This window comes from Cellulomonas xiejunii, from assembly GCF_024508315.1.
Lineage (GTDB): Bacteria > Actinomycetota > Actinomycetes > Actinomycetales > Cellulomonadaceae > Cellulomonas > Cellulomonas xiejunii.
In genome coordinates, this window is sequence record NZ_CP101987.1 from 570,461 (window position 1) to 596,622 (window position 26,162).

The 26,162-nt window shown below is 74.9% G+C and carries 26 protein-coding genes and 2 tRNA genes; 16 read left to right on the plus strand and 12 right to left on the minus strand.

What is annotated here, in order from left to right:
• The first annotated feature begins 58 nt into the window (after positions 1-58).
• Positions 59-1,273, plus strand: coding sequence for a ThiF family adenylyltransferase (locus tag NP048_RS02820; protein ID WP_227577980.1), 1,215 nt, complete (start codon positions 59-61; stop codon positions 1,271-1,273).
• Positions 1,274-1,288: 15 nt separating this feature from the next.
• Here NP048_RS02820 and NP048_RS02825 read toward each other — a convergent pair whose 3' ends face one another.
• From NP048_RS02825 to thiO, 3 genes are read right to left on the minus strand one after another with little or no spacing between them, the layout of a single operon-like run.
• The gene (locus tag NP048_RS02825) at positions 1,289-2,185 is read right to left on the minus strand and encodes a thiazole synthase (RefSeq protein WP_227577981.1); all 897 of its coding nucleotides are present in this window, start codon (positions 2,183-2,185) and stop codon (positions 1,289-1,291) included.
• Positions 2,182-2,493, minus strand: coding sequence for a sulfur carrier protein ThiS (gene thiS / locus NP048_RS02830; RefSeq protein ID WP_227577982.1), 312 nt, complete (start codon positions 2,491-2,493; stop codon positions 2,182-2,184). The genes NP048_RS02825 and thiS overlap by 4 nt, the downstream gene beginning before the upstream one ends.
• Positions 2,490-3,695 (minus strand): glycine oxidase ThiO, encoded by a 1,206-nt coding sequence (gene thiO, locus NP048_RS02835; protein ID WP_227577983.1) that lies wholly within the window; start codon positions 3,693-3,695, stop codon positions 2,490-2,492. The genes thiS and thiO overlap by 4 nt, the downstream gene beginning before the upstream one ends.
• A gap of 115 nt (positions 3,696-3,810) precedes the next feature.
• Here thiO and thiE point away from each other — a divergent pair, with 115 nt between their 5' ends.
• Positions 3,811-4,503, plus strand: a complete 693-nt coding sequence (gene thiE, locus NP048_RS02840; RefSeq protein ID WP_227577984.1) for a thiamine phosphate synthase — start codon at positions 3,811-3,813, stop codon at positions 4,501-4,503.
• Here the strand turns inward: thiE and NP048_RS02845 are convergent.
• From NP048_RS02845 to NP048_RS02860, 4 genes are all read right to left on the minus strand, one after another.
• Positions 4,463-5,218 (minus strand): DUF5995 family protein, encoded by a 756-nt coding sequence (locus NP048_RS02845; RefSeq protein WP_227577985.1) that lies wholly within the window; start codon positions 5,216-5,218, stop codon positions 4,463-4,465. The genes thiE and NP048_RS02845 overlap by 41 nt on opposite strands.
• An 80-nt stretch (positions 5,219-5,298) precedes the next feature.
• Positions 5,299-5,517: an SCO4848 family membrane protein gene (locus NP048_RS02850; RefSeq protein WP_227577986.1), complete on the minus strand. Its 219-nt coding sequence runs from the start codon at positions 5,515-5,517 to the stop codon at positions 5,299-5,301.
• Positions 5,518-5,573: 56 nt separating this feature from the next.
• Positions 5,574-6,467 (minus strand): RNA polymerase sigma-70 factor, encoded by an 894-nt coding sequence (locus NP048_RS02855; RefSeq protein ID WP_227577987.1) that lies wholly within the window; start codon positions 6,465-6,467, stop codon positions 5,574-5,576.
• 10 nt (positions 6,468-6,477) lie between these two features.
• Complete coding sequence (locus NP048_RS02860; protein WP_227577988.1) at positions 6,478-7,080, minus strand: carboxymuconolactone decarboxylase family protein; 603 nt, start codon at positions 7,078-7,080, stop codon at positions 6,478-6,480.
• Between the two features lie 113 nt (positions 7,081-7,193).
• Between NP048_RS02860 and NP048_RS02865 the strand changes: the two genes are divergently transcribed.
• Both NP048_RS02865 and NP048_RS02870 read left to right on the plus strand, forming a co-directional pair.
• Positions 7,194-7,832, plus strand: coding sequence for a Pr6Pr family membrane protein (locus NP048_RS02865; protein WP_227577989.1), 639 nt, complete (start codon positions 7,194-7,196; stop codon positions 7,830-7,832).
• A gap of 28 nt (positions 7,833-7,860) precedes the next feature.
• On the plus strand, positions 7,861-8,637 hold the full coding sequence (locus tag NP048_RS02870; protein ID WP_227577990.1) for a class I SAM-dependent methyltransferase: 777 nt from the start codon (positions 7,861-7,863) through the stop codon (positions 8,635-8,637).
• 112 nt (positions 8,638-8,749) lie between these two features.
• Here NP048_RS02870 and NP048_RS02875 read toward each other — a convergent pair whose 3' ends face one another.
• A complete protein-coding gene (locus NP048_RS02875) occupies positions 8,750-9,739 on the minus strand; it encodes a pirin family protein (RefSeq protein ID WP_227577991.1) in 990 nt (329 codons plus the stop codon).
• A gap of 110 nt (positions 9,740-9,849) precedes the next feature.
• On the opposite strand from NP048_RS02875, the gene NP048_RS02880 reads away from it, so the two are divergent.
• The 7 genes from NP048_RS02880 (at position 9,850) to NP048_RS02910 (ending at position 15,778) form a co-directional block, all read left to right on the plus strand.
• Positions 9,850-10,458, plus strand: a complete 609-nt coding sequence (locus tag NP048_RS02880) for a dihydrofolate reductase family protein (protein ID WP_227577992.1) — start codon at positions 9,850-9,852, stop codon at positions 10,456-10,458.
• Positions 10,459-10,589: 131 nt separating this feature from the next.
• On the plus strand, positions 10,590-12,017 hold the full coding sequence (locus NP048_RS02885; protein WP_227577993.1) for an NAD(P)/FAD-dependent oxidoreductase: 1,428 nt from the start codon (positions 10,590-10,592) through the stop codon (positions 12,015-12,017).
• A gap of 11 nt (positions 12,018-12,028) precedes the next feature.
• Positions 12,029-12,457, plus strand: a complete 429-nt coding sequence (locus NP048_RS02890; RefSeq protein ID WP_227577994.1) for an NUDIX hydrolase — start codon at positions 12,029-12,031, stop codon at positions 12,455-12,457.
• Between the two features lies 1 nt (position 12,458).
• Positions 12,459-12,776 (plus strand): hypothetical protein, encoded by a 318-nt coding sequence (locus NP048_RS02895; protein WP_227577995.1) that lies wholly within the window; start codon positions 12,459-12,461, stop codon positions 12,774-12,776.
• 349 nt (positions 12,777-13,125) lie between these two features.
• Positions 13,126-14,220, plus strand: coding sequence for a hypothetical protein (locus NP048_RS02900; RefSeq protein ID WP_227577996.1), 1,095 nt, complete (start codon positions 13,126-13,128; stop codon positions 14,218-14,220).
• A 125-nt stretch (positions 14,221-14,345) separates the two neighbouring features.
• Positions 14,346-15,614, plus strand: a complete 1,269-nt coding sequence (locus NP048_RS02905; protein ID WP_227577997.1) for a threonine/serine exporter family protein — start codon at positions 14,346-14,348, stop codon at positions 15,612-15,614.
• A 74-nt stretch (positions 15,615-15,688) separates the two neighbouring features.
• Positions 15,689-15,778, plus strand: a tRNA-Ser gene (locus NP048_RS02910).
• Positions 15,779-15,918: 140 nt separating this feature from the next.
• Here NP048_RS02910 and NP048_RS02915 read toward each other — a convergent pair.
• Together NP048_RS02915 and NP048_RS02920 are read right to left on the minus strand one after the other, a co-directional pair.
• A complete protein-coding gene (locus NP048_RS02915) occupies positions 15,919-16,485 on the minus strand; it encodes a LamG domain-containing protein (RefSeq protein ID WP_227577998.1) in 567 nt (188 codons plus the stop codon).
• A gap of 51 nt (positions 16,486-16,536) precedes the next feature.
• Complete coding sequence (locus tag NP048_RS02920; RefSeq protein ID WP_227577999.1) at positions 16,537-17,421, minus strand: protein kinase domain-containing protein; 885 nt, start codon at positions 17,419-17,421, stop codon at positions 16,537-16,539.
• A gap of 21 nt (positions 17,422-17,442) precedes the next feature.
• Between NP048_RS02920 and NP048_RS02925 the strand changes: the two genes are divergently transcribed.
• Positions 17,443-20,403 carry an ATP-binding protein gene (locus tag NP048_RS02925; protein WP_227578000.1) on the plus strand — a complete coding sequence of 987 codons (2,961 nt, stop codon included), beginning with the start codon at positions 17,443-17,445 and terminating at the stop codon, positions 20,401-20,403.
• A gap of 169 nt (positions 20,404-20,572) precedes the next feature.
• A complete protein-coding gene (locus tag NP048_RS02930; RefSeq protein ID WP_227578001.1) occupies positions 20,573-21,244 on the plus strand; it encodes an NAD(P)H-binding protein in 672 nt (223 codons plus the stop codon).
• A gap of 317 nt (positions 21,245-21,561) precedes the next feature.
• Here NP048_RS02930 and NP048_RS02935 read toward each other — a convergent pair whose 3' ends face one another.
• Positions 21,562-21,963: a GNAT family N-acetyltransferase gene (locus tag NP048_RS02935; protein WP_227578002.1), complete on the minus strand. Its 402-nt coding sequence runs from the start codon at positions 21,961-21,963 to the stop codon at positions 21,562-21,564.
• A 135-nt stretch (positions 21,964-22,098) separates the two neighbouring features.
• Here NP048_RS02935 and NP048_RS02940 point away from each other — a divergent pair, with 135 nt between their 5' ends.
• Positions 22,099-24,630 carry a PQQ-dependent sugar dehydrogenase gene (locus NP048_RS02940; protein WP_227578003.1) on the plus strand — a complete coding sequence of 844 codons (2,532 nt, stop codon included), beginning with the start codon at positions 22,099-22,101 and terminating at the stop codon, positions 24,628-24,630.
• A 21-nt stretch (positions 24,631-24,651) separates the two neighbouring features.
• Here NP048_RS02940 and NP048_RS02945 read toward each other — a convergent pair whose 3' ends face one another.
• Positions 24,652-25,242, minus strand: coding sequence for an SMI1/KNR4 family protein (locus NP048_RS02945; RefSeq protein WP_227578004.1), 591 nt, complete (start codon positions 25,240-25,242; stop codon positions 24,652-24,654).
• A 369-nt stretch (positions 25,243-25,611) separates the two neighbouring features.
• Here NP048_RS02945 and NP048_RS02950 point away from each other — a divergent pair.
• Positions 25,612-25,684: transfer RNA gene (locus NP048_RS02950), tRNA-Arg, on the plus strand.
• 220 nt (positions 25,685-25,904) lie between these two features.
• A complete protein-coding gene (locus tag NP048_RS02955; RefSeq protein WP_227578005.1) occupies positions 25,905-26,153 on the plus strand; it encodes a hypothetical protein in 249 nt (82 codons plus the stop codon).
• Positions 26,154-26,162: the final 9 nt, after the last annotated feature.

The following is a 26,162-nucleotide window of genomic DNA, read 5'->3' on the forward strand; positions in this document are numbered from 1 at the left end:
GTTGGCGCGGTTCGCGGCACAATGGCCACCGCACCGCCGGCCGTCGAGGGGGACACGCGTGACACCAGCACCGACCGTCGAGCCGCCGGCGCGTCCACCTCTCGTGCCCGAGGGGCCGCCGCTGGACGCGGCGCGCCTCGCCCGCTACGCGCGGCACCTGACGCTGCCGGGCGTCGGCGTCAGCGGGCAGCGGCGCCTGGCCCGCGCGCGCGTCCTCGTCGTCGGGGCCGGTGGCCTGGGCAGCCCGGCGCTGCTGTACCTCGCCGCCGCGGGCGTCGGCACGCTCGGGGTCGTCGACGACGACGTGGTGGACGAGTCCAACCTGCAGCGTCAGGTGCTGCACCGGACCGTCGACGTCGGCCGCCGCAAGGTCGACTCGGCACGCGAGGCGGTGCTGGCCGCGAACCCGGACGTCACGGTCGAGGTCCACCCCGTGCGCCTGACGGCGGGCAACGCGCTGGAGCTCGTCTCGGGCTACGACCTCGTGCTCGACGGCTCCGACAACTTCGCCACCCGCTACCTCGTGAGCGACGCGACCGCGATCGCCGGCGTGCCGCACGTGTGGGGGGCCCTCGACCGCTTCCGCGGCCAGGTCAGCGTGTTCTGGTCGCGGCCGCCCGAGGGCCACGCGCCGGTGACGTACCGCGACATCTTTCCCGAGCCCCCGCCCGCCGGCACGGTGCCGACGTGCGCGGAGGGCGGCGTCCTCGGGGCGCTGTGCGCGACGATCGGGTCGGTCATGGTGACCGAGGCGGTCAAGCTCGTGACCGGGGCGGGGCGTTCGCTGCTGGGCCGGCTCGCGGTGTACGACGCCGCGGACGTGACGTGGCGCGAGCTGCGCGTCGTCGCCGACCCGACGCGTGCCCCCGTCACCCACGTCGCGGGGCCGGCCCCCGATGCCTGCGCGGTGCCGTCGACCTCCGCGGTCTCGGCGGACGCGGCCATCTCCGCGCTGCAGCTGCGCGACCTGCTCGACTCGGCCGCGCCGCCGTACGTGCTCGACGTGCGCGAGGAGTTCGAGCGCGACATCGTCGCGATCCCGGGCTCCGTGCTCGTGCCCGCGGGCCGGCTGCTGGGCCCCGGGTCTCAGGACGCGGACCCCTTCGCGGCCCTGCCCGACGACCGGCTCGTCGCGGTGTACTGCAAGTCGGGTGCGCGCTCGCAGCGGGTCGTCGACGCCGCGCACGCCGCGGGACGCAGCAACGTCGTGCAGGTCGCCGGTGGCGTGCTGGCGTGGGTCGACGAGGTGGACCCGACGCTCACCCGGTACTGACGGGCGCGACCTCGTTCACAGCGCGAGGTCGAGGTTGCCCGGTGCCCCCTGACCGGGCCTGCCGACCAGCCCGTCCGTCGGGGACGACGCGAGCGCCTGCTCGCGCCGCGGGATCCGCCCGGCGAGCCGCGCGGCCCGGCCGGCCTGCACCGCCAGCGCCATCGCGCGGGCCATGCGCGGCGGGTCCGCGGCGCGCGTGACGGCCGACGCGACGAGCACGCCGTCGCACCCGAGCTCCATGGCGAGCGCCGCGTCCGACGCGGTGCCCACACCCGCGTCGAGGATCACGGGGACCTGCGCGTGCTGCGCGATGGCCTCGATGCTGCGCGGGTCCAGGATGCCCAGCCCGGAGCCGATCGGGGAGCCGAGCGGCATGACGGCCGCGCACCCCACGTCCTCCAGGCGCCGCGCGACCACCGGGTCGTCGCCCGTGTAGGGCAGGACGGTGAAGCCCTCGCGCACCAGGCGGTCGGCCGCCTCCACGAGCCCGAACGGCTCGGGCAGCAGCGTGACGTCGTCCGCGAGGACCTCGAGCTTCACCCACGGCGTCCCGCACGCCTCGCGGCCCAGCTCGGCGGTCAGCACGGCCTCGCGCGCCGTGAAGCACCCGGCCGTGTTGGGCAGCGCGCGGATGCCGAGGCGTGTCAGCAGCGCCCATACCGACTGCTCACCACCCGGGCGGACCCGCCGCAGCGCGACCGTCGTCAGGCGCGTGCCCGACGCGACGAGGGCGTCCTCGAGGCGGTCGAGGTTGGGCGCGCCCCCGGTGCCCAGGACGAGCCGCGGGCCGATGACGGTGCCGGCGACGACGAGCGGGTCGTCGCCGCTCCACGGCTCGGGTTCGCGGGTCGCGGTGGTGGCGCTGCCCGGCGTGACGTCGGGTGCGTCGGTGGGTGGCGTCGGGGCGCTCATCCGCCCTGCACCGCCGTGACGACCTCGACGCGGGCACCGGCGGGCACCGGCGTGGACTCCCACAGCCCGCGGGGCACGATCGCGTCGTCGAGGGCCACGGCGACGCCGGTCGGGGCGCACGCCGTCCCGGGGGTGGGAGCGTCGCCGAGCAGGTCGGCGACCAGCGCGGCCACGGTCACGTCCTGCGTCCAGGGCCGCGTGACGCCGTTGACGGTGACGGAGCGATCGGGGTCCGTGGTCACGGCAGGCAGGTCGGCGGTCTCGGCAGCGCGGGCGCCGGCCGCGCGGGGTGTGCGGGTGTCGGTCATGCGGGTCCTCCGGAGGGTGCGGTGGTGGTCGGTGAGAGCAGGCGCCGCGGGTCGCAGGCTCGTGCGGCCTCGGGCGGGGTGGTGCCCGCGAGCACCGCGTCGAGCGTCGCCGCCGTCAGGGGCGTCTGCAGGACCCCGTTGCGGTGGTGGCCGGTCGCCAGGACGAGGCCGGGCACGCCGCTCGGCCCGATCAGCGGCAGGTGGTCGGGCGTCGCGGGGCGGGCACGCGTCGTGACGTCCACGAGCGGGAGCTCGTCGATCCCCGGGACGAGCGCTCGGGCGTCGCGCAGCAGCGCGAACACGTCACCGGCGCGCGTGCCGTGCGCGGGTGCGCCCTCGTCGCTCGTGGCCCCGACCACGACCTCGCCGTCGGTGCGCGGGACCAGGTAGACGGGTCGCTGCTGCACGGTGCCGCGCAGGACGGGCAGGTCGGCGAACCACGGCGCCGCGCGTGCGTCGAGCCGCAGCGTCGTGCCGGCCACGGGACGCACGGGGACGGCGACCTCGGGCACGTCGCCCACCAGGGCCGCGGAGCGCGCCCCGGCGGCGATCACCACGACGTCCGCCCGCAGGGTCACGCCGTCGTCCGTCCGGACGCCCACGACGTCGCCCCGCGCGTCGCGCAGCAGGCTCGTCGCGGTGGCGGACACCACGGACGCGCGCGCGTCCGCCGCGAGAACCGCGCGCAGCGCACACGCCACGGCGCGGGGGTCGACGTGCTGCTCGCCCGGCGCCCAGGTGGCCGCGGCGACGTGCGGCCCGAGCAGCGGCGCGCGCTCGCGGGCCTGCGCGAGCGGGACCTCGTGCACGTCCAGCCCCCAGGACCGCTGCAGCGCGAGCAGCTCGCGGCACCGCTGCGCGTCCGCCGCGTCGTACGCGACGCTCAGCGTGCCGGACGCGGTGAGCCCCACGTCGATGCCGGACGCCTGCGTGAGCTCACGCGCGAACGGCGCCCACAGCCCTGCTGACGCGAGGTTGACCCGGGCGAGCGCGTGCTCCCCGTGCTCCGCCTCCGAGACCGGCGCGAGCATCCCGGCGGCGGCGTGCGTGGCGCCGCCCCCGGGGTCCGGGTCGAGGACGACGACGTGCAGCCCGGCGAGCGACGCGCGCCAGGCGGCCGTCAGACCGATGATCCCGCCGCCGACGACGAGGACGTCGACGCGCGCGGGGACCGCGGGTGGGGGATGGGCAGGGTGCGGCACCCGGTGCTCCCTTCGCTGGCATGACCCAGATCAGGTTCGACGGTCGGCTCTGACGCCCTCTCAGCCCCGCTCGTGTGCGGCGCTCCCGTGCGCTGGCCAGACTACGCTGCCCGACATGTCCGATGCCTCGCAGGCCCGTGCCGAGCGCCGCGCGCGGCTCGCCGACGCCCGTCTCTACCTGTGCACCGACGCCCGGCGCGCGAGCGGCGGCCTCGACCAGTTCCTGCACGCGGTGCTCGCCGGGGGCGTCGACGTCGTGCAGCTGCGCGACCGCAGCCTCGACGTCGTCGACGAGCTCACGACCGGTGCCCGCGTCCGGGACCTCGCGCACCAGCACGGCGCGCTCTTCGCGGTCAACGACCGGGCCGACCTGGCCCGCGCGCTGCGGGCCGACGTGCTGCACACCGGGCAGCGCGACCTGCCGGTCGCGGTGGCGCGCGAGCTCGTCGGGCCCGGGATGCTGCTCGGGCGGTCGTCGGGCGGCGGTGCGGCCGCAGCCGAGGCGGCCGGCGACCCCGACGTCGACTACTTCTGCGTCGGGCCCGTGCGGGCGACACCGACCAAGCCCGGACGGGAGCCGGTGGGCCTGGCCGCCGTCCGCGCGGTCGCCGACACCGCGCCGACGACCCCCTGGTTCGCGATCGGCGGGATCGACGAGGCGCTGCTGCCGGACGTCGTCGCCGCGGGCGCGCGCCGGGTCGTCGTGGTACGCGCCCTCACGCACGCGCCCGACCCGCAGGCCGCCGCCGAGCGACTGCGTGACGCGCTCAGAACGGCAGGGGAGCCCGCAGGACGCCCTGGCCGATGAACGTCGCGATCGCGTCGAGCCGCCCCTCCGACTCCGCGACGACCTCCGGGCCGGCGCCCTGCTCCCAGACCCGCGTCGCCTCGATCCACGCCAGGTCGCGGGTGAAGGTGACCACGAGGTCGGAGAGCCAGTTCGCGCCCGCGTCCCACGGAGCGCCGTCCGGGCCCCGGGACAGCAGGGAGCCGAGCTGCTCGCGCAGCCCGTCCATCTCGGCCTCGAACACGTCGTTGACCAGCAGGTAGTCGCGGTACTGCGCCGAGCCGCTGCCGTCGCCGTCCGGGGCCACGGTCCGCCACGTGGCGACCAGCGCGTGCGCCAGGTCGTAGTTGATGTGGGCGTTGACGCCGAGGACCGCGAAGTTCACCGGTGCCACGGCGGGGTCGCTGCGGTTGTCGAACAGCACGCGCCACACCCCGGGCGCCGATCGGGGGTCGACGGCGTAGTCGCGCAGCGCCTGGAAGTACCTCTCGGCGAACTCGAGGTCCAGGCGCACCAGGAACGGCGAGGACCGGAACCGGCCGTCCTCGACCATCTCCCGGATCCGCCGGGTGATGACGTGGTACAGCGTGGTGAACGCAGCGATCCCGTCGTCCTCACCGCGCGGCGACGAGGTCCCGGCGTGGTCACGGATCGCCTGCAGCCGGGCGACCACCTCCGGGATGGACGTCGGCGGTGCGTCCCCGGCGAGCTCTGCCAGCTCCCGCGTGCTCGCCATGAGGCCCCCTCCGCCACGGTGGTACGCCACCGATGATGCGCTCCGGCGGGCGGGCCGGGGAAGGGGCCTGCGCGCCCGGGCTACAGGAGCGTGACGAGCCCCAGCGCGCCGACCGCGATGCCGAGCGCGAGCGAGACCACCACGAGCACGAGGTGCACCGTGAAGAACCGCGTCACGTCGCCGTCGGCGTCGCGCGCCCGCGGGTCGGCGCTGACCCGCTGCCAGAACTGCGGCCACACGACGAGGTTCCACGCGCCGGCGACGACGAGGACCAGGGACCAGACGACGGGGAGCTCCACGGGCCGATCGTGGCACACGCGGACGGCGGAGCGCCGCGGGTCGTGGGCGCAGCTGCTCACCGGCTCACGTCGGTCTCCTCGACGTGCCGTCCCAGCTTGTCGGGGTTCGCGATCGAGTGGACCTGGGTCACCCGCCCGTCGACGACGGTGACGGCGACCACCGCGACCAGCTGCCCGGCCAGCTCCATCCTGACGCCGGGCTGGCCGTTGACCCATGTCGGTACGCCACGCACCGCGCCCCCGGCGCGCTTGACCCCGCCCAGGAGGTAGCGGGCGAGCCGGAGCGCCCCGACGACCGGCTGCTTGGCCGCGCCGTGGACCTTGCCCCCGCTGTCCGTGACCGAGACGACGTCCGGCGCGAGAACGGCCAGGAGCCCGTCCAGGTCACCGGTGTTCAGTGCGGTGACCAGCCGCGCCACGACCTGCTCGTGCTCGACGCGCAGGGTCCGGACGCGCGGTCGCCGGGCGGCCACGTGCTCGCGCGCGCGGTGCGCGACCTGCCGCACCGCCGCGGGCGTCCGCTCGAGCGTCTCCGCGATCTCGTCGTACGGGACGTCGAACACGTCGTGCAGCACGAAGACGACGCGCTCGGCCGGTCGGAGCGTCTGCAGCACCGTGAGCATCGCGACGGACAGGCTCTCCGCGAGCGCGGCGTCGTCCGCCACGTCGGGGGCCGTGAGCAGCGGCTCGGGGAGCCACTGGCCGACGTACTCCTCGCGGCGCCGTGCCACGGTGCGCACGTGGTTCAGCGACTGCCGCGTCACGACGCGCACGAGGTACGCCCGCGGGTCGCGCACCTGGGAGTGGTCGACGGCCGCCCACCGCAGCCACGACTCCTGCAGCACGTCCTCCGCGTCACCCGCGGAGCCCAGCAGCTCGTACGCGACGGTGAACAGCAGCCGGCGGTGGACGACGAACGGGTCGTCGTCGGCGCGCGGGACGCTGGCCACCCCCGCCAACCTACCGGTCCCTCGCGGCCGCGGCCGGGGCGCCGGCCGGACGGGCGAGCGGCGCCAGGCCGCACGCCGCGGCGAACTCCTCGGAGCGGATCCCCAGCGCGATGTTCATACGCGCCGACATGTTCATGAACGCGACGCGGGCGGCGAGCTCGACGAGCGCCGCAGGACCGAGGTCGTCCAGCAGCGCCGCGGACAGGGCGTCGGTCACGGCGGGCGGGGTCAGGCTCGCGGCCTGCGCGTACTCCATGACCCGGCGCTCGAGCGGGGTGAACACGGACGACTCCCGCCACCGCGGCACCTCGCGCACCTTCGCGGCGTCCAGCCCGTGCCGGTGTGCCAGGAAGTGGTGCAGGTCCAGGCAGAACTCGCAGCCGACGGTCGCGGCGGCGGACATCGCGGCGTAGGTCGCCAGCTCGGGGTCGAGCTCGCGCCAGGCCTCGACGCGGCGTCCCGCATGCATGGCGTCCTTCATGACGGCGGGCTGGTGCCACAGCACGCCGACCGAGTCGGGCACATGGCCCAGCATCCGGCGGGAGGCGAGCCGGACGAGCGCGCCGTACGCGCCGGTGATCCGGGTCGGGGGGACGCGCGGTGTGCCGTTCATGTCTGCTCCTCGTGTCGTCGGGTGACGGGTACGGCATGAAGACACCGGACAGGTGCGTCGTGTGACACCGCGGGCCGTGTCGGCGGGCCCGCGCGGTCGTTACGCTCGCCACGGTGACGACGTCCCCGGTGCCCGGCGCCCGTCTGCCCGCGGCCGTCCGGGCCCTGGCCGGGGCATCCGTGCTCGTCGTCCTCGCCGCCTCGTACGCCGAGCAGCGCGCGGCGGGCCGCGGCAGCGTCGTCGACTTCCTCGGCTACTTCACGAACCTGACGAGCCTGCTCGCGGGCCTCCTGCTCGTGGTGCTGGCGGTCCACGCCGGCCGGCAGGTGCCCCTGTGGCTCACGCTCGCGCGGGGCGTGGCGACCACGTGCCTCGTCGTCGTCGCGGTCGTCTACGCCACCCTGGTGCCGGGCGAGGGCGGCACGACGCCGTGGGTGAGCGCGGTCCTGCACGTCGCGTTCCCGTGCGCCGTGATGCTCGACTGGCTGCTCCTCGTGGACCGCCCGGCGCTGCCGTGGCGGCGGCTGTGGCTCGTGCTGCCGTACCCGGTGCTGTGGCTGGTGGTCGCCGTGGTGCGAGGGCGCACCGACGGCTGGGTGCCGTACGGGTTCCTGCTCCCCGGCCGGGGCGTGCCGTCCCTGGTCCTGCACGTCGCCGGGCTGGTCGTCGTGCTGCTCGCCGCGGGCGCGCTCGTGTGGGCCACCGGCCGGACGCGCGGCCTCCGCCGCCCGGTGGCCCCCGCGGCCGTCTGAGCCGACGCCGGACCGGTACGTTCGCCCGATGGGACTGCGACAGCTCGCGTGGCGTGCGTGCTACGAGCTGCTCGGCGCCCGCGTCCGGCAGCCCGCGTGGACGTTCATGAACTACGGCTTCGCGCGCGTCGACGGTGCCACACAGTCGCTCGTCCTCGACCCCGCCGACGAGCCGGACCGGTACGGCATCGGGCTCTACGCCCACGTCCTGGACGGCGTGGCGGTCGCGGGCGCGGACGTCCTGGAGGTCGGGTCGGGGCGCGGCGGGGGAGCGTCGTGGGTGGCGCGGTCCCTGGAGCCGCGGACGACCACGGGCGTGGACCTGGCGGCCTCCGCGGTGGCGCTCAGCCGCCGGGACCGCCGCGGACCCGGCCTGCGGTTCGTCCAGGGCGACGCGCTCGCGCTGCCGTTCGACGACGCGTCGTTCGACGTCGTGCTCAACGTCGAGTCGTCGCACTGCTACCCGTCGCTGGAGCGGTTCGTCGCCGAGGTGCACCGGGTGCTGCGCCCGGGCGGCACGTTCGCGTGGGCGGACTTCCGCGGCGCGGACGACGTGGCGGCGACGCGCGCACAGCTGCGGTCCAGCGGGCTCGCGCCGGTGCGCGAGGACGACATCACGGCCCAGGTGGTGCACGGGCTGCGCCTGGACGACGCGCGGCGTGCCGCGCTCGTGCGGGACTGGATCCCGCGTCCGGTGCAGCCACTGTTCCGGCCCTTCGCCGGCCTCGACGGCACGCGCACCCACGACCGGTTCGCGACGGGCGCGACGCGCTACCTGTCGGCGGTCCTCGTCCGGGACCCGTGACGCCCGACGGCCCGGACGACAGTCACCGCTGCGGGGTGGGTTGCCCGGAAGTGGTCAGATCTGGCGCGTGCGGGGCCTGGAGGTGGTCACCGGGGTGACCACTTGCGGGGCGTCAGCGCTCGCGAGGGCGCATGCGCACGTTCGGGAGCTCCGGGGCCGGCAGGGGCGGTCCCGCGTAGCCGTGCACCTCGCCGAACCGGCCCAGCCCGGCGGCGTCGCCCGCGACGGCCGCCTGCCACTGCGCGCGCGCCTCGACGACCTCGTCGTGCGTCCGGCCGACGAAGTTCCACCACATGAGGACGGGCTCGTCGAACGGCACGCCGCCCAGGAGCACAGCGCGCACGGGCGCGTCACCGGCCTCGAGGACCAGGACGTCACGCCCCGGGGGCGCGTACGCGAGCCACGACCGGGCGACGTCGTGGCCCTCGAACCGCAGGTCACCCGAGTCGACCAGGACGCCGTGCTCGAACGTCGGGTCCACGGGGAGCGCCACGCGCGTACCCGCGGGCACGTCGACCTGCGCCGCGACGAGCGGTGAGTACGCCCGCGCCGGTGACGCGACCGGGCCCAGCGCGCCCATGAAGACCCGGAACACCGCACCGTCGAGCGTGAAGGTCGGGACGTCCGCGACGTGGTCGAACGCCCGCTCGCCGTGCCGTGCCGACTCCGGCAGCACCGTCCACAGCTGCACGCCGTGCAGCACGGGCCGGTCGGGGAACAGTGCCGGCGTGGCCTCCTCGCTGTGGCAGATGCCGCGCCCGGCCGTCATGAGGTTGAGCTGCCCCGGGACGACGACCTGCTCGGACCCGAGCGCGTCGCGGTGCAGCACCGAGCCCTCGAACAACCAGGTGACGGTCTGCAACCCGGTGTGCGGGTGCGGGGGCACGTCCATGCCGCCCGTCGCCGCGACGTCGTCCGGGCCGTAGTGGTCAGCGAAGCAGAACGGCCCCACCAGCGACCGCGCCCGCGACGGCAGGGTGCGGCGCACCGTCATCGCCCTTGGCCCGCCCAGTGGCACGTCGCGCGGCTCGACGAGCTCGACGTCCGCGGCGGGGCCGGCCACGCACACCTGCTCGTCCGGGCGCGGATCGAGGTTGGTCACCGCGCCAGGCTACGTGCGACGCGCCGTCGGGTCCCGGCGCCCGCCCCGATGAGTCCGTGACCCGTCGCCGGTCTGGACGCTGAGAACCCACCGAACCTGCGGAGGCACCCATGGCGACCGTCATCTCCACCCTGTTCATCTCGCTCGACGGCATCGCCGAGGTCAGCGAGGACTGGCACTTCCCGTACTTCGACGAGCAGATGGGTGCGGCCGTCACGGAGGACTACGAGGACGTCGACGTGCTCGTCCTGGGGCGGGTCACGTACGACTCATTCGCCGGGGCGTGGCCCGACCGTGAGGCGGCCGGCGAGGACGACGCGCAGTTCGCGCGGCAGCTCGGCGACGTGCGCAAGGTCGTCGCGACCCGCGGCGACCAGGAGCTGGGGTGGCGCAACGTCGAGCGCACGGCCGACGTCGTCGGCACCGTCCGGGCCCTGCGGGACGACCCGGCCGTGGGCAAGGTGCTGCTCGCGGGCTCGCTGTCGGTGGTGCGGCAGCTCCTCGACGCGGGGCTCCTCGACGAGCTGCGCCTGCTGGTGCACCCGGTCGCGGTGCGCCGCGGCGAGCGGCTGTTCACCGACGCCCCGACGATCCGCCCGTTCGCGCTGCTGCGCCACGAGGCGACACCGCGCGGCGTGCTGCGCGCGATCTACGCACCGGCGGACCTGCCGGACGGCGGCAGCTACGAGGAGGCCGCCGAGCACCTCACGCAGGCGTGAGGCGTCACACCAGCGCCGAGCCGACGCCCGTCGCCCCGCGCCCGTCGCCCGCGCCCGCACCACCGCGCCCGTCGCACGATCCGGCCACCCGAGCCCTGGCACCGCACCCCGTCGCCACGCAGGATGGGCACATGGACCGCCGGGGGGCGCAGGACCAGGACGTCGTCGTCGTCGGAGCGAGCGTGGCCGGGCTGCTGACCGCCGCCGCGCTCGCCCGGGACGGCAGGCACCTCACGCTGCTCGACCGCGACGACCTGCCCGACACCGCGGAGCCCCGCACCGGCGTGCCGCAGGGCCGCCAGCCGCACCTGCTGCTGCACCGCGGGCTGCGCGCGATCGAGGCGCTGCTGCCCGGCTTCGGTGCCGACCTGCGCGCGGCCGGCGCCGTGCGCGTCGACACCGGTGACCTCGCGTGGTTGGGCGTCCTGGGGTGGTCGCCGCCGTGCCGGCAGCTCGAGATCCTGCTGGCCACCCGGCCGCTGATCGAGCACGTGCTGCGCGCCCGCGTCCTGGGGCTGCCGGGCGTGCAGGTGGTGGGCGGGACCCGGGCCACCGGGCTGCGCCGCGGCGACGCGACCGGCCCGCGCTGGCGGGTGGACACCGAGCCCGCGGGCTGGAGAGACGGGCCTGCGGGGCGGTCGACGGAGCCGGACGCGTGGGGTGCCGACCTCGTGGTCGACGCGTCCGGGCGGGCGTCCCGGCTGCCGCGCTGGCTGCACGCGCTCGGCCTGCCGGACGCTCCCGTCGAGGGGCTCGACGCGCACGTCGGGTACTCCACGGTGCGGGTGCGCCTGCCGCGCGAGCGGGTCGCCGCGAAGGGCGTCGTCATCCTCGCCGCGCCCGGTGTCATCGGCGGCATGGCGCTGCCGGCCGAGGACGACGTGTGGACGGTCACCGGCTTCGGTGCCGGCGCCCGGCGCCCGCCGCGCGACCTGCCCGGCCTGCGGGAGTTCCTCGGGCACGTCCGGGACGACTCCCTGGCGCGCGTCGTCGCCGCGGGCGACGTGGAGGGCGACGTCGCGACCCACCGGCAGACGGGCAACCAGCGGCACCGCTACGACCGCGTGAACCCGTGGCCCGACGGGCTGCTCGTCGTGGGCGACGCCCTGTGCGCGCTCAACCCCGTGTACGGGCAGGGCATGACGGTCGCGGCCCTCATGGCGCAGACCGTGCGCGCCGCCGACGAGCGCGGGCCGCTGACAGCACCCGGCGCGGCGGCGCGCGTCGTGCGTGAGTGCGTGGAGGCGGGCGAGGCGCCGTGGCAGATGGCGACGGGCGCGGACCGTGCGCTCCTCGGGCTGCCCGGGCCCCGCTCACCCGTGGCGGTGCTCGCGGGCCGGTGGGTCGGTGAGCTGGAGCGTCTCAGCACGCACGGGGACACCGCCGCGCAGGTCTCGCTCGCCCGCGTGTACCAGCTCGAGGGTGCGCCCACGACCCTGTTCCACCCGCGGCTCGTGCGGCGGTGGGTGCGCGCCCGGGTGCGCGGGTACGGGCCGCCCGTGCCGCGCCCGACCGTGCTCCGCGACGACGTGAGCGAGCCCGTCGGCGACGGGCGGTAGCGTCCTCGTCCGTGGACATCCGGGTCGCTGCGTACGCCGTCGTCGTCGACGAGGGGCGCCTGCTCCTCGCGCACTGGTCCGAGGGTGGCCACACGGGGTGGTCCATGCCCGGCGGCGGCATCGACCCCGGCGAGGACCCGGCCGACGCCGCGGTGCGCGAGGTCCGCGAGGAGACGGGGTACGACGTCGAGATCGATGAGCTGCTCGGCATCGACTCGGTCGTGTTCCGCAGCGTGGACCGCCTGATCCCCGGCCCTGACATGCACGCGCTGCGCGTGCTGTACCGCGCGCACGTCGTCGGCGGGGAGCTGACCCACGAGGTCGACGGGTCCACCGACGAGGCCGCGTGGGTCCCGCTGGACCAGGTCGACCACCTCCCGCGCGTCGGCCTCGTCGACACCGCGCGACGCTACGCCGGCCTCCTGCCCGCGCAGGACTGACGTGCCGTCGTACCGGATCACGGCGTCGGTCGGGCTGCTGCGCCCCGGCACGTCCGCCCCCGACGTGCTGCCCGAGGCGGTCGCCGCGGCGCGAGCCCTGACGACGGTCGAGGCGTTCGACGTCGGCGTGGTGCGCGGCGCGGCGCGCGTGACCGTGCGGTTCGAGGCGGACGACGACCAGTCGGCGCGACGCGTCGGGTGGGCCGTCATCGAACGCCTCGACGAGCTCGCCGAGACCACGGACGGCCACCTGACCCGCCGCTACGGCAACCGCTGGTACCCCGCGGGCCACCGCCCCCACCACTCCCGCCACCCCTGAAACGCGCCACCACCCACCTCCCAGGCGTGAGAGCGCAATCCAGTTCCCCGGGTGTGCTGGATTGCACTCTCACGCCTGGGAGGGGTGGGGCAGGTGGAGGTGGTTCCTGCGGGGCGTCCGTCCGGTCCCCGTCGGGGTGAGAGTGCGATCGAGTTCCCGGGGGGGTGCGCTGGATTGCGCTCTCACGCCTGGGAGGGGTGGGGCAGGTGGAGGTGGTTCCTGGGGGTGTCCGTCCGGTCCCCTTCCTTCGGCAGTGAGAGTGCGATCGAGTTCCCGGGGGGTGTGCTGGATTGCACTCTCACGCCTGGGAGGGGTGGGCGGGGGTGGGCCGGGGCGGCAGGCTGGGGGCGTGGCCGGGATGGACGACGTCGTCGACGAGCTGTACGGCGGGACGCTGGACGACTTCGTCGCGCGTCGGGACGCCGCGGTCCGGGCCGCGAAGGCGGCGAAGGACAAGGCGCTCGCCGGGCGCATCGCGTCGCTCCGCAAGCCGACGGTCGCCGCCTGGGCGGTGAACCTGCTGGTCCGGGACGACGCCTCGCTCGCCGACGCGCTGCGCGACCTGGGTGAGGGCATGCGTGACGCCGAACGGTCGCTCGACGGGCCGGCGCTGCGCGAGCTCGGCAAGCAGCGGCGCGCGCTCGTGTCCGGCCTGGTCACGCGGGCCCGGCGGCTGGCCGCCGACGCCGGGCAGAAGGTGTCGACCGCCGCCGCGCAGGAGGTCGAGCAGACGCTCACCGCCGCGCTCGCGGACCCGCGCGTCGCTGACGCGGTCGCCGCCGGCACGCTCACGCACGGCACCGAGCACGTGGGCTTCGGCTCGGCCGACGCGACCGCCCCGGCCGACACGGCGGAGCGTGAAGCGTTGTTGCCGGATTCCGGCAACAACGCTTCACGGTCTGGTGCGCGTGGGGGAGGGGCGCGCGGTCGAGCCCGCGCGGCCGGTGCGGGAGGTCCCGGTGGTGGCTCCGGTGCGGACGGTCCGACCACCTCGCCCGCCCGCGCGCCGGCCCGCGCGACGTCCGAGGCGCGCGAGCGCGAACGGCAGGAGCGGGAGCGCGAACGGCTGCGGCGGCGGCACGAGCAGGCCGTCGCGGCGCGCGACGCGGCGGAGGCGGACCTCGAGCGTGCGCGCACCCGGCACGAGGACAGCGCGGCGGCCGAGCAGCAGGCGGTCGTCGCCCTGGAGGACGCGCAGACCGCGTCGACGAACGCGTACGCGGCTGAGGAGGAGCTCGTCCGTGCGCTCGCCGACGTCCGCCGACGGCTCGCCGACGCCCGCGCCGCGCTGCCCCGCGTCGACGAGGCGCTGGTCACGGCACGCGCGAGGGCCCGCGAGCACGAGAAGTCGGTGCGTGCGGCCGCCCGGGAGCTGGAGCGCGCGACGAAGGCGACCGACCGGGCGCGTGACCAGGAGCGTCGCGCGTCCGACGAGCTGCCCTGACCGCCTCACCCGCCGCGGGCCGCCCCGGTGCCGGTGTGTGACCGGCGCCACGAACACCCTCGTCGCGGCCCGTCCGTGGGGCGGACGTCCTGCAAGCGACCTCCGCGTCCGGACATGATGGCCTCGTGCCGACCGAACCTGACGACGACGAGCTCGAGCTGATCCGCCGCTCGGGGGCGGTGCTGCGTGTGGGGCGGCTCAGCCTCGCGTCGGGGACGGGGTCGTACCGCGTGAAGGCGTCGATGGCGCGTGTCGCCGCGGCGCTGGGCATCGACCGGCACCAGGCGCACGTCACGCTCACGGAGATCACGACGACGTCGCACCGCGGCCGGTCGTTCCGCACCGAGGTCACGGAGGTCCGGGCGGTCGGCGTCAACACGGACCGGCTGGCCGAGCTCGAGCTGCTCGCTCAGCGCGTCGAGGCTCGTGCGCCCGTCACGGTCGACGAGCTCACCACGGAGATCGACCGGATCACCGCGAAGCCACCGCTGTACCCCGTGGCACTGAACGCGCTGTGGGCGGCCATCGCGTGCGCGGCGTTCGCGTTCCTCAACAACGGCGGCGTGATCGAGGTCCTCGGCGCGTTCGTCGGTGCGGGGCTGGGCCAGGCACTGCGACGGGTCATGCTGCACCGCGGCTTCAACCAGTTCGGCGTCACGATGCTCGCGGCGACCCTGGCGAGCCTGTCCTACCTGGGGTTCGTGCAGGCGCTGCACCTGCTCGGCCTCACGGGTGGGGTCCACGAGGCCGGGTACGTGGCGGCGGCCCTGTTCCTCGTCCCGGGGTTCCCGCTGGCGACGGGCGCGCTCGACCTCGCCAAGCTCGACTTCTCGGCCGGGGTGGCGCGTCTGACCTGGGCGCTCATGATCTTCGTGTCCGCGGCGTTCGCCGTCTGGGCCGTGTCGATCGTCGTCGGCCTGAGCCCGGACCCGCCGCGTGAGCTGGCGCTCGATCCGGCGGCGATGACGCTGCTGCGGCTGCTCGCGTCGTTCGTCGGCGTCCTGGGGTTCGCGCTGATGTTCAACAGCCCGTGGCGGATGGCGTTCGTCGCCGCGGGCGTCGCGACGCTCCCCAACGTGCTGCGCATCGAGGCGGTCGTCCGGTTCGACTGGCCGCCGCAGGCCGCGGCAGCCGTGGCGGCGTTCCTCGTCGGGTTGCTCGCCGCGTGGATCGCGCCCCGCCTCAACATCCCGCGCATCACCGTGTACGTGCCGGCGGTGACGATCATGGTCCCCGGCGTGCCCGCGTACCGGGCCGTGTACTACCTGAGCAACGGCGACGTGAGCGAGGCCCTGACGTACGGCGTGTCCGCTGCGCTCGTCGTCACGGCGCTCGCCGTGGGGCTCGCGGTGGCCCGCATGTGCACCGATCGGGAGTGGGGCTTCGAGCGCTGAGCTCGGGGGTCGATCGTCGTCCCACCTCACGCTTTGGTCCCGCGACCCCCGACCGGTACATTGGCCCACGTCTTGGAGACGTCGCATAGCCAGGTCTAGTGCGCGGCCCTGCTAAGGCCGTGAAGGGGTCAACCCTTCCGTGGGTTCAAATCCCACCGTCTCCGCACGTGTGATGTCCCCGGACATCGGGACGCCCCGGACCTGCGACGAGCAGGTCCGGGGCGTCCGTCGTCCGGGGTGAACCCGGTGCTGTGACCGGCGCGTCGAGGGTGCGTGCAGGACACGGTCGCGGGTCAGCCGGGACTCAGACCCCGACGACGTAGGTGAGCGCGGCCCACACCGAGACGGTGCCGACGGTGGTCCAGATGACGATGGCGACGGCCTGCCAGAGCAGGACCCAGCGGCGCGGCGTCCCCCCGCCCACGAGGACGGTCGCCGTGATCTGGGTGGGGACGGCGAACGGGCCGAGGATGCTCGCGCCGGGGACGCCGTAGCGGACGAGCCACGCGTTGAGGCGCTGACGCCCCTTCGACACCGGCTTCGCGGGGGGTGTCTCGTGGAGCGCCTCCCCGTCGATGCCCGGTCCGGCGCCTGCGCCGACCCCGACCCGGCTCAGACGTCGGTCGACGACAGCCGTTCTGGCGCGTGAGGTGAGCGCGACGGCGAGCAGCACGGACAGGAAGTTGCCCGCGGCTGCCGCGGCGGCCGCGACGACGGGATGGATGCCGCCGACGACGCCGATGATGGCCCCTCCCTCGCCCTCGACCATCGGGATCGCGCCGGCGAGCATGATGATGAACGGCTGGACGGCCTCGGGTACCTGGGCCACGAGCTCCTGGATGTTGACGATGAGCTGCTCGATGGGGTTCATGTCGGGTCTTTCCTCTCGGGTGGGTGGTGCGTGTGTCAGGGGTGAGGTTGTCTAGGCGGCCACGGCCGCCGTGGTGCCGGCGTCGTCCGCCGGGGTCATGGACCGTGCGGCGGACAGGAGCGCCTCGCGGAACGACCGGGCGCTCGGGAACCGGGTGCCCGGGTCCTTGGCGAGGGCCCGTCGGAGCACCGCGTCGAGCGCCGGAGCGACGTCGCGGCGATGGGCGCTGACCGGCACGGGGTTCTCGTGCACGTGCTGGTAGGCCACCGCGACCGCGTCGTCCCCGACGAAGGGGGGCCGTCCGGTCAGCAGCTCGTAGAGCAGACAGCCCGCGGAGTACAGGTCGCTCCGGGCGTCGGCGGTCCCACCGCGCACCTGTTCGGGGGAGAGGTACGCAGCGGTGCCGAGGAGCGCGCCGGTCCGGTCCGCGGTGCTGCCGGGATCGCCTCCGACCCGCGCGATCCCGAAGTCCACGACCTTGATCCGGCCCTCGGGTGTGACCATGACGTTGGCCGGCTTGATGTCGCGGTGGATGACGCCCGCACGGTGGCTGGTCTCCAACGCCGACAGGACCCCCACCTGATGCGCGACGGCCTCGTCCAGCGCGAGTGCGCCGTCGCGGAGCCGTGCGCGCAGCGACTGGCCGGCGACGTGCTCCATGACGATGAACGGAATGCCCACCCCGCCGTCGTCGACGTGTTCTCCGACGTCATGGACGGAGACGATGCGGGGGTCGTCGAGGGCGGCGACCGTCTGCGCCTCCCGCCGGAACCTGGACCGGACGAGCGGGTCACGCGCCAGGTCGGCGTGGAGCACCTTGACCGCGACCTGGCGCCCGAGACGCAGGTCACGGCCGAGGTGGACGACGGCCATGCCGCCGCGGCCGAGGACCTCGCGGAGCTCATAGCGTCCGCCGAGCACGCGAGGCGAATTCATGAGGGGGTCCCTTCCTTTCTGATGGTCGGCCGTGCCGGGAATGGCTGTTCTGGCCACGTCGTCAGACTCGCAGCGGCGGCCGCGCGGTCGCGTCGGTGGTCATCACGGTGGAATGGGCGTCCGGGGCGCCACGGAACCGCCGCGGCGGACAAATCCACGGAGAATGGCGCGCGCCGCGTCAGGGTCCACTACGGTGGCGGCTACCTAGTCGGGGGTAATGGACGGGAGAATCACCTGACCCACCTTGTGGGCCGGCACTCGCAGATCGAGGCGGTCGAGAAGCTCCTCTCGCTGGCCCGGGCCGGGCACAGCGGGGCTGTCGTGGTGAGCGGGGAAGCGGGAATCGGGAAGACCGCCGTCCTCCAGCACGCTCAGCAGACGGCGGTCGCCTCGGGATTCCGGGTGGAGACCTCGGTCGGCGTCGAGTCCGAGTCCCAGTTCGCGTTCGCCGGGTTGCACCAGCTGTGCGCCCCCCTGCTGGACCGCGCCGGCATGCTGCCCGAGCCGCAACGGGCTGCTCTCGGCGTCGCGTTCGGACTCCACGGTGGTGCCGCGCCGGACCGGTTCCTGGTGGGGCTCGCCATCCTCCACCTGCTGGCCGAGGCCGCCGAGGAAGCGCCTCTGCTCTGCCTGGTCGACGACGCGCAGTGGCTCGACGAGGCGTCGGTGCAGGTGCTGGCCTTCGTGGCCCGACGGGTCGGGGCCGAGAGGTTGGCCCTGGTGTTCGGGTTGCGTGACTCCGGCGAGGGCTCGGGCGACCGTCCTCCGTTCGCGGGGCTGCCGGAGCTGCGACTGGAGCGGCTGGACGAGGCGGACGCACGTGCGCTGCTCGGTGCCGCCCTGCACGGTCCGCTGGACGAAGGTGTACGCGAACGGTTCCTCGCCGAGGCGCGTGGCAACCCCTTGGCGCTGCTGGAGCTGCCCCGCAGCATTCCCACCGGGAACTTCGCCGGCGGGTTCGAGCTGCCCGACGTGCTCGACGTCCCGCACCGCGTCGAGGAGAGCTTCCGGCGCCGCTCGGACAGCCTGCCGCCGGAGACGCAGCGGCTGCTGCTGCTCGTCGCCTCCGAGCCGACGGGCGACGCGGCGCTGCTGTGGCGTGCGGTCGGGCTGATGGGCCTCGCCCGCGAGGTGGCGATGCCCGCCGAGCAGGCAGGGCTGCTGGAGGTCGGCGCGCGGCTCCGGTTCCGTCACCCGCTGATGCGGTCGGCGGTGTACCGGGCGGCCACGCCGCCGGACCGTCGGCGTGCCCACGCCGCGCTCGCCGAGGCGACCGACCCGCAGGTCGACCCGGATCGCTGTGCCTGGCACCGCGCGCAGGCGGTGCTCGGAGCCGACGAGGAGGCTGCGGAAGGGTTGGAGCTCTCGGCCGGGCGGGCACGCGCCCGCGGGGGTGTGGCCGCCGCGGCCGCGTTCCTGCAGCGCGCCGCGGAGCTGTCCCCCGAACCCGCCGCTCGCGCGCGGCGGGCGCTGGAGGGCGCCGAGGCCAAGCACGAGGCGGGTGCCTCCGAAGCGGCACAGGAGCTGCTGACGACCGCCGCGGCCGGCCCGTTGGACGCCCTGCAGCACGCTCGCCTCGCACTGCTGCGGGCGCAGGTCGCGTTCCACCTGACACGGGACGGGAACGCCCCTCGCATGCTGCTCGACGCGGCCCGGATGCTTGCCCCGCTCGCCCCGGCACTCTCCCGCGAGACCTTCCTGCACGCGCTGGATGCCGCCGTCCTCAACGGCAGCGACGACGTGACCCACATCGCCGAGGCGGCCCTGGCCGCTCCTGTGGCCGACGTCCCCGCGCGGCCTGTGGACCTGCTCCTCGACGGCCTCGCGACGACCCTGACGCGGGGGTACGCGGCGGGTGCACGCGGGTTGTGGAGCGCCGTCGACGCGGTTCGCGCGAGCGCGTCCGCGGGTCCTGGGCGGGATCCTCGCAGCGACGGCTGGCTGTGGCTGGCAGGGCGCACCGCGGTCGGGCTGTTCGACGACGATCTGCTCCACGACGTGGCCACCCGCAACGTCCAGCTGGTCCGTGAGGGCGGTGCGCTGGCCAGGCTCCCGGCCGCGCTGAACCTCCTGTCGATCACCTCCGTCCTGATGGGCGATCTGGCACGGGCGGACGAGCTCGCTGCCGAGGCGGCATCGATCATGGAGGCCACCGGTGGGGTCGAGCTGCGGCACGCCCGCGTCATCCTGGGCGGCTGGGCCGGCGACCACGCCACGACCACCGCGCTCAGCGCGAGCACCGCCCAGGACGACGCCCATCCGGACAGGGGTACGGACGCCACCCAGGCCCAGTACGCGCTGGCGGTGCTGCACAACGGGATGGGCAGCTATGCGAGGGCGCGGGAGGCGGCGACCCGGGCGTGCACGTCACCCGAGGTCGCGATCAGCGGCTCGAGCCTCACTGAGCTCATCGAGGCGTGCGTCCGCTCGGGGCAGCCGGAGGACGCGACCCAGGCGATGGAGGAGTTCAGCGCCCGGGCGCGCGTCAGGCCGACCCCCTGGTCGCTGGGGCTGGAGGCGTACGCCCGGGCGCTCATGAGCACCGGCCAGGCGGCCGAGGACCAGTACCGCGCGGCGATCGAGCACCTCGGGAGGAGCCGGATGCGCGGCTACCTCGCCCGCGCCCACCTCGTCCACGGCGAGTGGCTGCGTCGTGAGGGGCGCCGCCGGGATGCCCGGGACCAGCTCCGCACGGCCCACGAGCTGCTCAGCGACATGGGTGCGGACGCGTTCGCCGGCCGGGCCGCCCGCGAGCTCCGCGCGACGGGGGAGCACCCACGCGCGCGTGCCGCCCAGCCGACCGACGAGCTCACCACGCAGGAGCTGCACGTGGCCCGACTGGTGGCCACCGGGGCCACCTCCCGTGAGGTCGGCGCACGCCTGTTCCTCAGCCCACGGACCGTCGAGGCCCACCTGCGCAACATCTTCCGCAAGCTCGGCATCACCTCGCGCCGCGAGCTCCGCGAGCTCCAGCTCACCTGATCCGACGGGCGCGGCCCGCCGACCATCGGTGGCTCCTACCGATGCGAAGGGCGGGTCGCGCGGACCAGCCTGGCACCATGCACCGGTACCCGCAGCACGATCCCGTCCGGCAGGACCGCTACCGACACCCCGGGCAGGCTGACCCGACGGTGGGATCAGGCGCGGCCCGATGAAGGTCTTCATCATCGGCGTCAGCGGGGCCGTCGGTCGGCTCCTGGCGGGCGACCTCGTCGAGCGGGGCGACGACGTCGCCGGACTGGTCCGTCGGGACGAGCAGCGAGCAGAGCTCGCGGCGCGGGGGGTCGCGGCCCACGTGGGCGAGCTGGCGGACCTGACCGTCGACTCGCTGGCGGAGCTCCTCGCCGGCTCGGACGTCGTCGTCTTCACTGCGGGGTCGAACGGTGGGGCGCGGCAGATCACGGCGGCCATCGACGGCGAGGGGGCGGTCAAGACGCTGGACGCGGCACGCCTCGCCGGCGTGGGCCGCTTTGCGCTGCTGTCCGTGCTTCCCGAGGCCGGGCGCGGGCAGGACCTCGGCGAGGACGTGGAGTTCTACTTCGCGGTCAAGAAGCTGGTCGACGTCACGGTGAGCATGAGCGACCTGGACTGGCTGATCCTGCGGCCGTCCCTGCTCGTCGACCGCGACGGGATCGGGACGATCTCGTTGGGCCCGGCGCAGCCGCACGACGAGATCCCCCGCCAGGACGTGGCCGCCACGCTGGCCGCGCTGCTCCACGAGCCGCGGATCCGTCGGCAGATCCTCGAGGTCACCCAGGGCTCGACCCCGATCGCCTGGGCGGTGCTCGCGCACCTGAGGCCGCGTCGGTGGCCCGAGGGCTGACCGCGCCCAGGGCTTCCGGACGTGCGGAACCTCCGTGACGACGGGGCCGGTTCCGCGGTGTTCGTCCCGTTCGCCCGGTGCGTCCGCATCTGTCTGCGGGCATGCTCTGACCCACGCAGGGCATCGACGAGGATCCGGGGGCTCGATGCGTTGCATGCGTCGGGTCGGGCAGGTCGTGGTGGGGGCGCTGCTCGGAGCGTGGTCTGCTCGGGGTCGCGGTCGACCCCGATCCCGCGACGCGCGCGATCTACGTGTTCTACACGGCGCGCGGTACGAGCGCGTCCCGGCCGCAGGGGGGCCCGCCGTGCCGCGTGCCGTCAGAGCCGCAGCAGCCCCGCCGCCGTCCTCCCGAACCCGCACGCGCGGTAGAACCCCTCGAGGTGCGGCTCGAAGTCGACGTGCAGCCACGCGCAGCCCGCCGCGCGCACCTCGACGACGAGCCGTTCGACGAGCCGACGTCCGGTGCCCTGCCCCTGGTGCGCGGGGTCGACCACGGCGTCGAGCAGGAACGCGTGCGCGCCACCGTCCCAGCACGCGTGGACGAACCCCACGAGCCGGTCGTCGACGAACGCGCCCACCCAGTTCACGCCGTACCGCTCGAGGCGCGCCGACCACGGCGTCTCGTCCCTCGGTACCGCGGTGCCGAACGCGCGCGCGTGCAGGCGAGTCAGGGCGGCGTCGTCCACGTCGAAGCGGACGCGCAGGTCGGGGGTGTGCACGGCCCCAGGGTGGCCCATGGCGGCCCGTCGGTGCGACCGCGAGGAGCGGACGTGCCATCCGAATTGCCCGTTGCGTCCCGACCCGGGCCCGTGCATGCTCGACGCACGGAAGCGTCGACGAAGACGGGGATCGCGATGCGCAGCAGGGGTCGGGTCGTGCAGGTGCTGGTCGGGTCGCTGCTCGCAGCGGGCATGACAGCGGTGGTGTCGCCACCGGCGTCCGCCGCCACGGTCCCCACGGGCTTCACGGACGCGCTGGTCGCGGACGTCGACAACCCGACGGCGATCGCGTTCACCGCGGACGGGCGGATGCTCGTGACGCAGCAGGCCGGACGCCTGCGGGTGCGCACCGCGGCCGGCTCGTTGCTGTCGACCCCGGCGCTCGACCTCGCCGGCCGGCTGTGCACCAACTCGGAGCGCGGCCTGCTCGGCGTCGCGGTCGACCCGGACCCCGCGACGCGTGCGATCTACCTGTTCTACACGGCCCGCGGCACGAGCTCGTCGTGCCCGACGAGCCAGGGCGCCAACCCGGCGGGCGCGCCGACCAACCGGGTCTCACGCTTCGTGCTGCGCGACGACAACACGGTGGACCCGGCGAGCGAGACGGTCCTGCTCGACGGCATCTACTCCTCGGCAGGCAACCACAACGCCGGTGACCTGCACGTCGGCAAGGACGGCTACCTGTACGTCACCACGGGCGACAGCGGCTGCGACTACGCGGGTGACAGCGGGTGCGCCGGCGTCAACGACTCGTCGCGGGACCGCCACACCCTCAACGGCAAGGTGCTGCGCGTCGAGCGGACCACGGGCGCTCCGGCTCCGGGCAACCCGTTCCTGGGTACGGGGACAGCGAGCTGCCGGCTCGCCCCCGTGGCCGCCGGGACGATCTGCCGGGAGACGTACGCGTGGGGGCTGCGCAACCCGTTCCGGTTCGCGTTCGACCCCGACGCGGCGGGCACGGTGTTCCACGTGAACGACGTCGGCCAGAACTCGTGGGAGGAGATCGACCTCGGGACGGCGGGCGCGGACTACGGGTGGCCGGTGCGCGAGGGGCACTGCGCCCAGACGGGGTCCCCGACGAACTGCGGGCCCGCACTGCCCGCGGGGATGACCGACCCGATCCACGACTACACCCGGTCCACCGGGTGCGGGTCGATCACCGGCGGAGCGTTCGTGCCGAACGGCGTGTGGCCCGCCGCGTACGAGGACGGCTACCTGTTCGCCGACTACGTGTGCGGCCGGATCATGATGCTGAACGGCGGCACGCGCACCGACCTGGCCACGGGTCTGGGCGGCGCCGTGCACCTGGAGTTCGGCCCGTACGCCGGGAGCCAGGCGCTCTACTACACGACGTACGCGAACGGCGGCGAGATCCGGCGGATCGCGTACACGGGCACCGCCAACCGCCCGCCGACGGCCGTGGTCACCGCGAGCCCTGCCTCGGGCGTCGCGCCGCTCACCACGACGCTCGACGGCTCGGGCAGCAGCGACCCCGACGGCGGCGCGCTGACGTACCTGTGGAGCTTCGGCGACGGCACGGCCGACGCCACGACGACGACCCCCACGGTCGCGCACACGTACGCCGCCGGCTCGTGGACGGCGACGCTGCAGGTCCGCGACGCGGCGGGCGCGACGTCCTCGCCGGTGACGGTGCGGATCAGCTCGGGCAACACCGCGCCCGTCGCGACGATCACGTCACCCGCGGCGGACGCGACGTTCAGCGTCGGCCAGACGATCCAGCTGTCGGGCAGCGCGACGGACGCGCAGGACGGCACGCTGCCCGGCAGCGGTCTGAGCTGGACCGTCATCCGTGTCCACGACGCCCACACGCACCCGTTCCTCGGCCCGGTCACCGGGACGGGCACGACGTTCACGGCGCCCGGCCCGGAGGACCTCGCCGCGGCGGCGAACAGCTACCTGCGGGTCAGCCTCACCGCGACCGACTCGCAGGGCGTCTCGACGACCGTCACGCGCGACCTCCAGCCGCGCAAGGTCGCCGTCACGCTCGCCACGTCGCCCGCCGGCCGCACGCTCACGGTCAACGGCGAGACGGTCACCGGGCCGACGACGGTGACCTCGTGGGCGGGCTTCGACCTCCAGCTCGGTGTGCCCGCGCAGAGCGACGCGCAGGGCGTGCCCTACGTGTTCGACCGCTGGTCCGACGGCTCGACGGCGGCGACCCGCACGTGGACGACGCCCACGAGCGCGACGACCCTCACGGCGTCGCTGTCGCCGTCGCAGGGGGTCGGGCTGCGCGGCACGTACTTCGACAACTCCGACCTGACCGGCACCAGCGTCACGCGCGTCGACCCGACGATCGACTTCAGGTGGGGGACAGGGGCGCCGGTCGCCGGCATCGGTGCCGATACGTTCTCCGTCCGGTGGACGGGGTCGATCGTGCCGCGGTACTCCCAGACGTACACGTTCTCCACGACCAGCGACGACGGCGTCCGCCTCTGGGTCAACGGGACGCTCGTCATCAACCAGTGGAGCAACCACGCTGAACGGGTGGACACCGGGAGGATCGCGCTGCGGGCCGGTCAGGCCGTGCCGATCCGGCTCGAGTACTTCGACGGCCTGCGCAGCGCGACGATCCGGCTGCGCTGGTCGAGCAGCTCGCAGGCGCAGGAGATCGTGCCGGCGTCGCGGCTGCGCCCCGGCAGCTGACGGTCCGGGCGGCTGACGCCCCTACGTGACGTCGGTGCGGGGTGTGTGTGCCGACTGGGTCAGGTGGGACAGGTCGACGTCCCACGTGCCGTCGCGGGCGACGCGCCACGTGCCGGTGTCGAGCATGTCGTGCCACCGGGCGATGCGCTGGGGGAGCGTGGAGTGGGCGACGACGATCGGGTCGGCCGCGGGGTCGTGTCGGAACGTGTCCGGGCCGGGGCGTGACCCGTCGAGGACGAGCGGCATCGCGTGGCCGTGCACCGCGACGACCCAGTGCGGCTGCCACGGGGTCCCGACGGCGGTGCCGGCGCGTACCTCGGCCTGCGACGCCCGCAGGTACTCGCGGGAGTGCCGCAGGCTGGCGTCGAGCGACGCGAAGTCCTGCCCGGGAGCGAAGTGCGCGGACGGTTGCCCTGGTCGCGCTCCCACGCCGTCGCGCCACGTCCACAGCGCGGCGACCTCCTCCGTGAGGTCGTAGCCGTGCTCGTGCGCGAGGTCCTGGGCCTGCGCCCAGGTGACGCCGGGGCGCAGGCGCGTGACGACGATCGCGCCGAGGGACACCAGTCGGGCTGCCCAGCCGTGCAGGGCGTCGTGGACCTCCCGTGCGCTCACGATCTCGCCTCGACGTCAGTCACAGCACGGGTCCTGGAGGTCTGTCCTGTGTGCACTCCTCGTGCCTCGCTGCGGTCATGTCGACCGACCACCGTGCCCTCCTTCATGCTCGTGACGTGCGGGGACGTCGTCGGACCCGCAGCGGGGGGTCACGGTGACACACAGATGCACTCGCGTGCCGGGTGAGCGTGACGCGCCACTCGGTCGGCCGAGCGTGGGCGGGTGAAACGCAGCCCGAACGGCCCCCTACCGTCCGGTAGCGGAGCGAGGACGGTGTCGCCCTGACCTCGGTGTGTCCGAGGACGCACCTATCGCGTTTTGGGTCCGGGCCTCGTGCCTGTATCGTTCTGGTCGGCCCGCGAGGGCCGTGCGCCCGTAGCTCAATGGATAGAGCATCTGACTACGGATCAGAAGGTTGGGGGTTCGAGTCCCTTCGGGCGCGCAGGTTGATCGAAGGCCCAGCACCTCCACGGTGCTGGGCCTTCGTCGTCCGACACGCGCACCGCCCGCTTTCCGCCGCGGGCAGGTGCACGGATGAAGTCGTGGACCAGTTCTGCGACCTCGGCGGGCCCCCGCGCGCCCGGTGCACAGAGGCGAGCGCCAGACTCTCCGCTTCCGCAATCAGGGGGCGTCGAGAGGACGGGACGGAGGAGAGAGCCATCATGTCGCTGTTGCCCGGGCTGGCCCGTCGGGCGCTGAGCGTGCTCGTCGAGGCGCACCTCGCGGCGTTCGGGAAGACGTACGCCAAGGCGCGCGCGCACGGCGTTCCGCCGCGCGGGGCCTACGCGCGGGGCACGGTGGTGGCGCTGTTCCTCGCCCCCGTACCGACCATGCGCGGCGCGCGCCGCGAGTGGGCGACGGCGTGCGAGGAGGAGATCACGGTCCGCCGGGCCCGCCGCGTGCTCGCCTGACCCCCTACC

What these genes read in the sequence shown, in the direction of transcription:
- NP048_RS02825 (WP_227577981.1), bottom strand. Translation starts at nt 2,185, where the DNA reads ATGAGCGCCCCGACGCCACCCACCGACGCACCCGACGTCACGCCGGGC.
- NP048_RS02930 (WP_227578001.1), top strand. Translation starts at nt 20,573, where the DNA reads ATGAAGGTCTTCATCATCGGCGTCAGCGGGGCCGTCGGTCGGCTCCTG.
- NP048_RS02925 (WP_227578000.1), top strand. Translation starts at nt 17,443, where the DNA reads ATGGTCGGCCGTGCCGGGAATGGCTGTTCTGGCCACGTCGTCAGACTC.
- thiS (WP_227577982.1), bottom strand. Translation starts at nt 2,493, where the DNA reads ATGACCGACACCCGCACACCCCGCGCGGCCGGCGCCCGCGCTGCCGAG.
- NP048_RS02860 (WP_227577988.1), bottom strand. Translation starts at nt 7,080, where the DNA reads ATGAACGGCACACCGCGCGTCCCCCCGACCCGGATCACCGGCGCGTAC.
- NP048_RS02880 (WP_227577992.1), top strand. Translation starts at nt 9,850, where the DNA reads ATGGCGACCGTCATCTCCACCCTGTTCATCTCGCTCGACGGCATCGCC.
- NP048_RS02920 (WP_227577999.1), bottom strand. Translation starts at nt 17,421, where the DNA reads ATGAATTCGCCTCGCGTGCTCGGCGGACGCTATGAGCTCCGCGAGGTC.
- thiE (WP_227577984.1), top strand. Translation starts at nt 3,811, where the DNA reads ATGTCCGATGCCTCGCAGGCCCGTGCCGAGCGCCGCGCGCGGCTCGCC.
- NP048_RS02915 (WP_227577998.1), bottom strand. Translation starts at nt 16,485, where the DNA reads ATGAACCCCATCGAGCAGCTCATCGTCAACATCCAGGAGCTCGTGGCC.
- NP048_RS02845 (WP_227577985.1), bottom strand. Translation starts at nt 5,218, where the DNA reads ATGGCGAGCACGCGGGAGCTGGCAGAGCTCGCCGGGGACGCACCGCCG.
- NP048_RS02955 (WP_227578005.1), top strand. Translation starts at nt 25,905, where the DNA reads ATGTCGCTGTTGCCCGGGCTGGCCCGTCGGGCGCTGAGCGTGCTCGTC.
- NP048_RS02940 (WP_227578003.1), top strand. Translation starts at nt 22,099, where the DNA reads ATGCGCAGCAGGGGTCGGGTCGTGCAGGTGCTGGTCGGGTCGCTGCTC.
- NP048_RS02870 (WP_227577990.1), top strand. Translation starts at nt 7,861, where the DNA reads ATGGGACTGCGACAGCTCGCGTGGCGTGCGTGCTACGAGCTGCTCGGC.
- NP048_RS02885 (WP_227577993.1), top strand. Translation starts at nt 10,590, where the DNA reads ATGGACCGCCGGGGGGCGCAGGACCAGGACGTCGTCGTCGTCGGAGCG.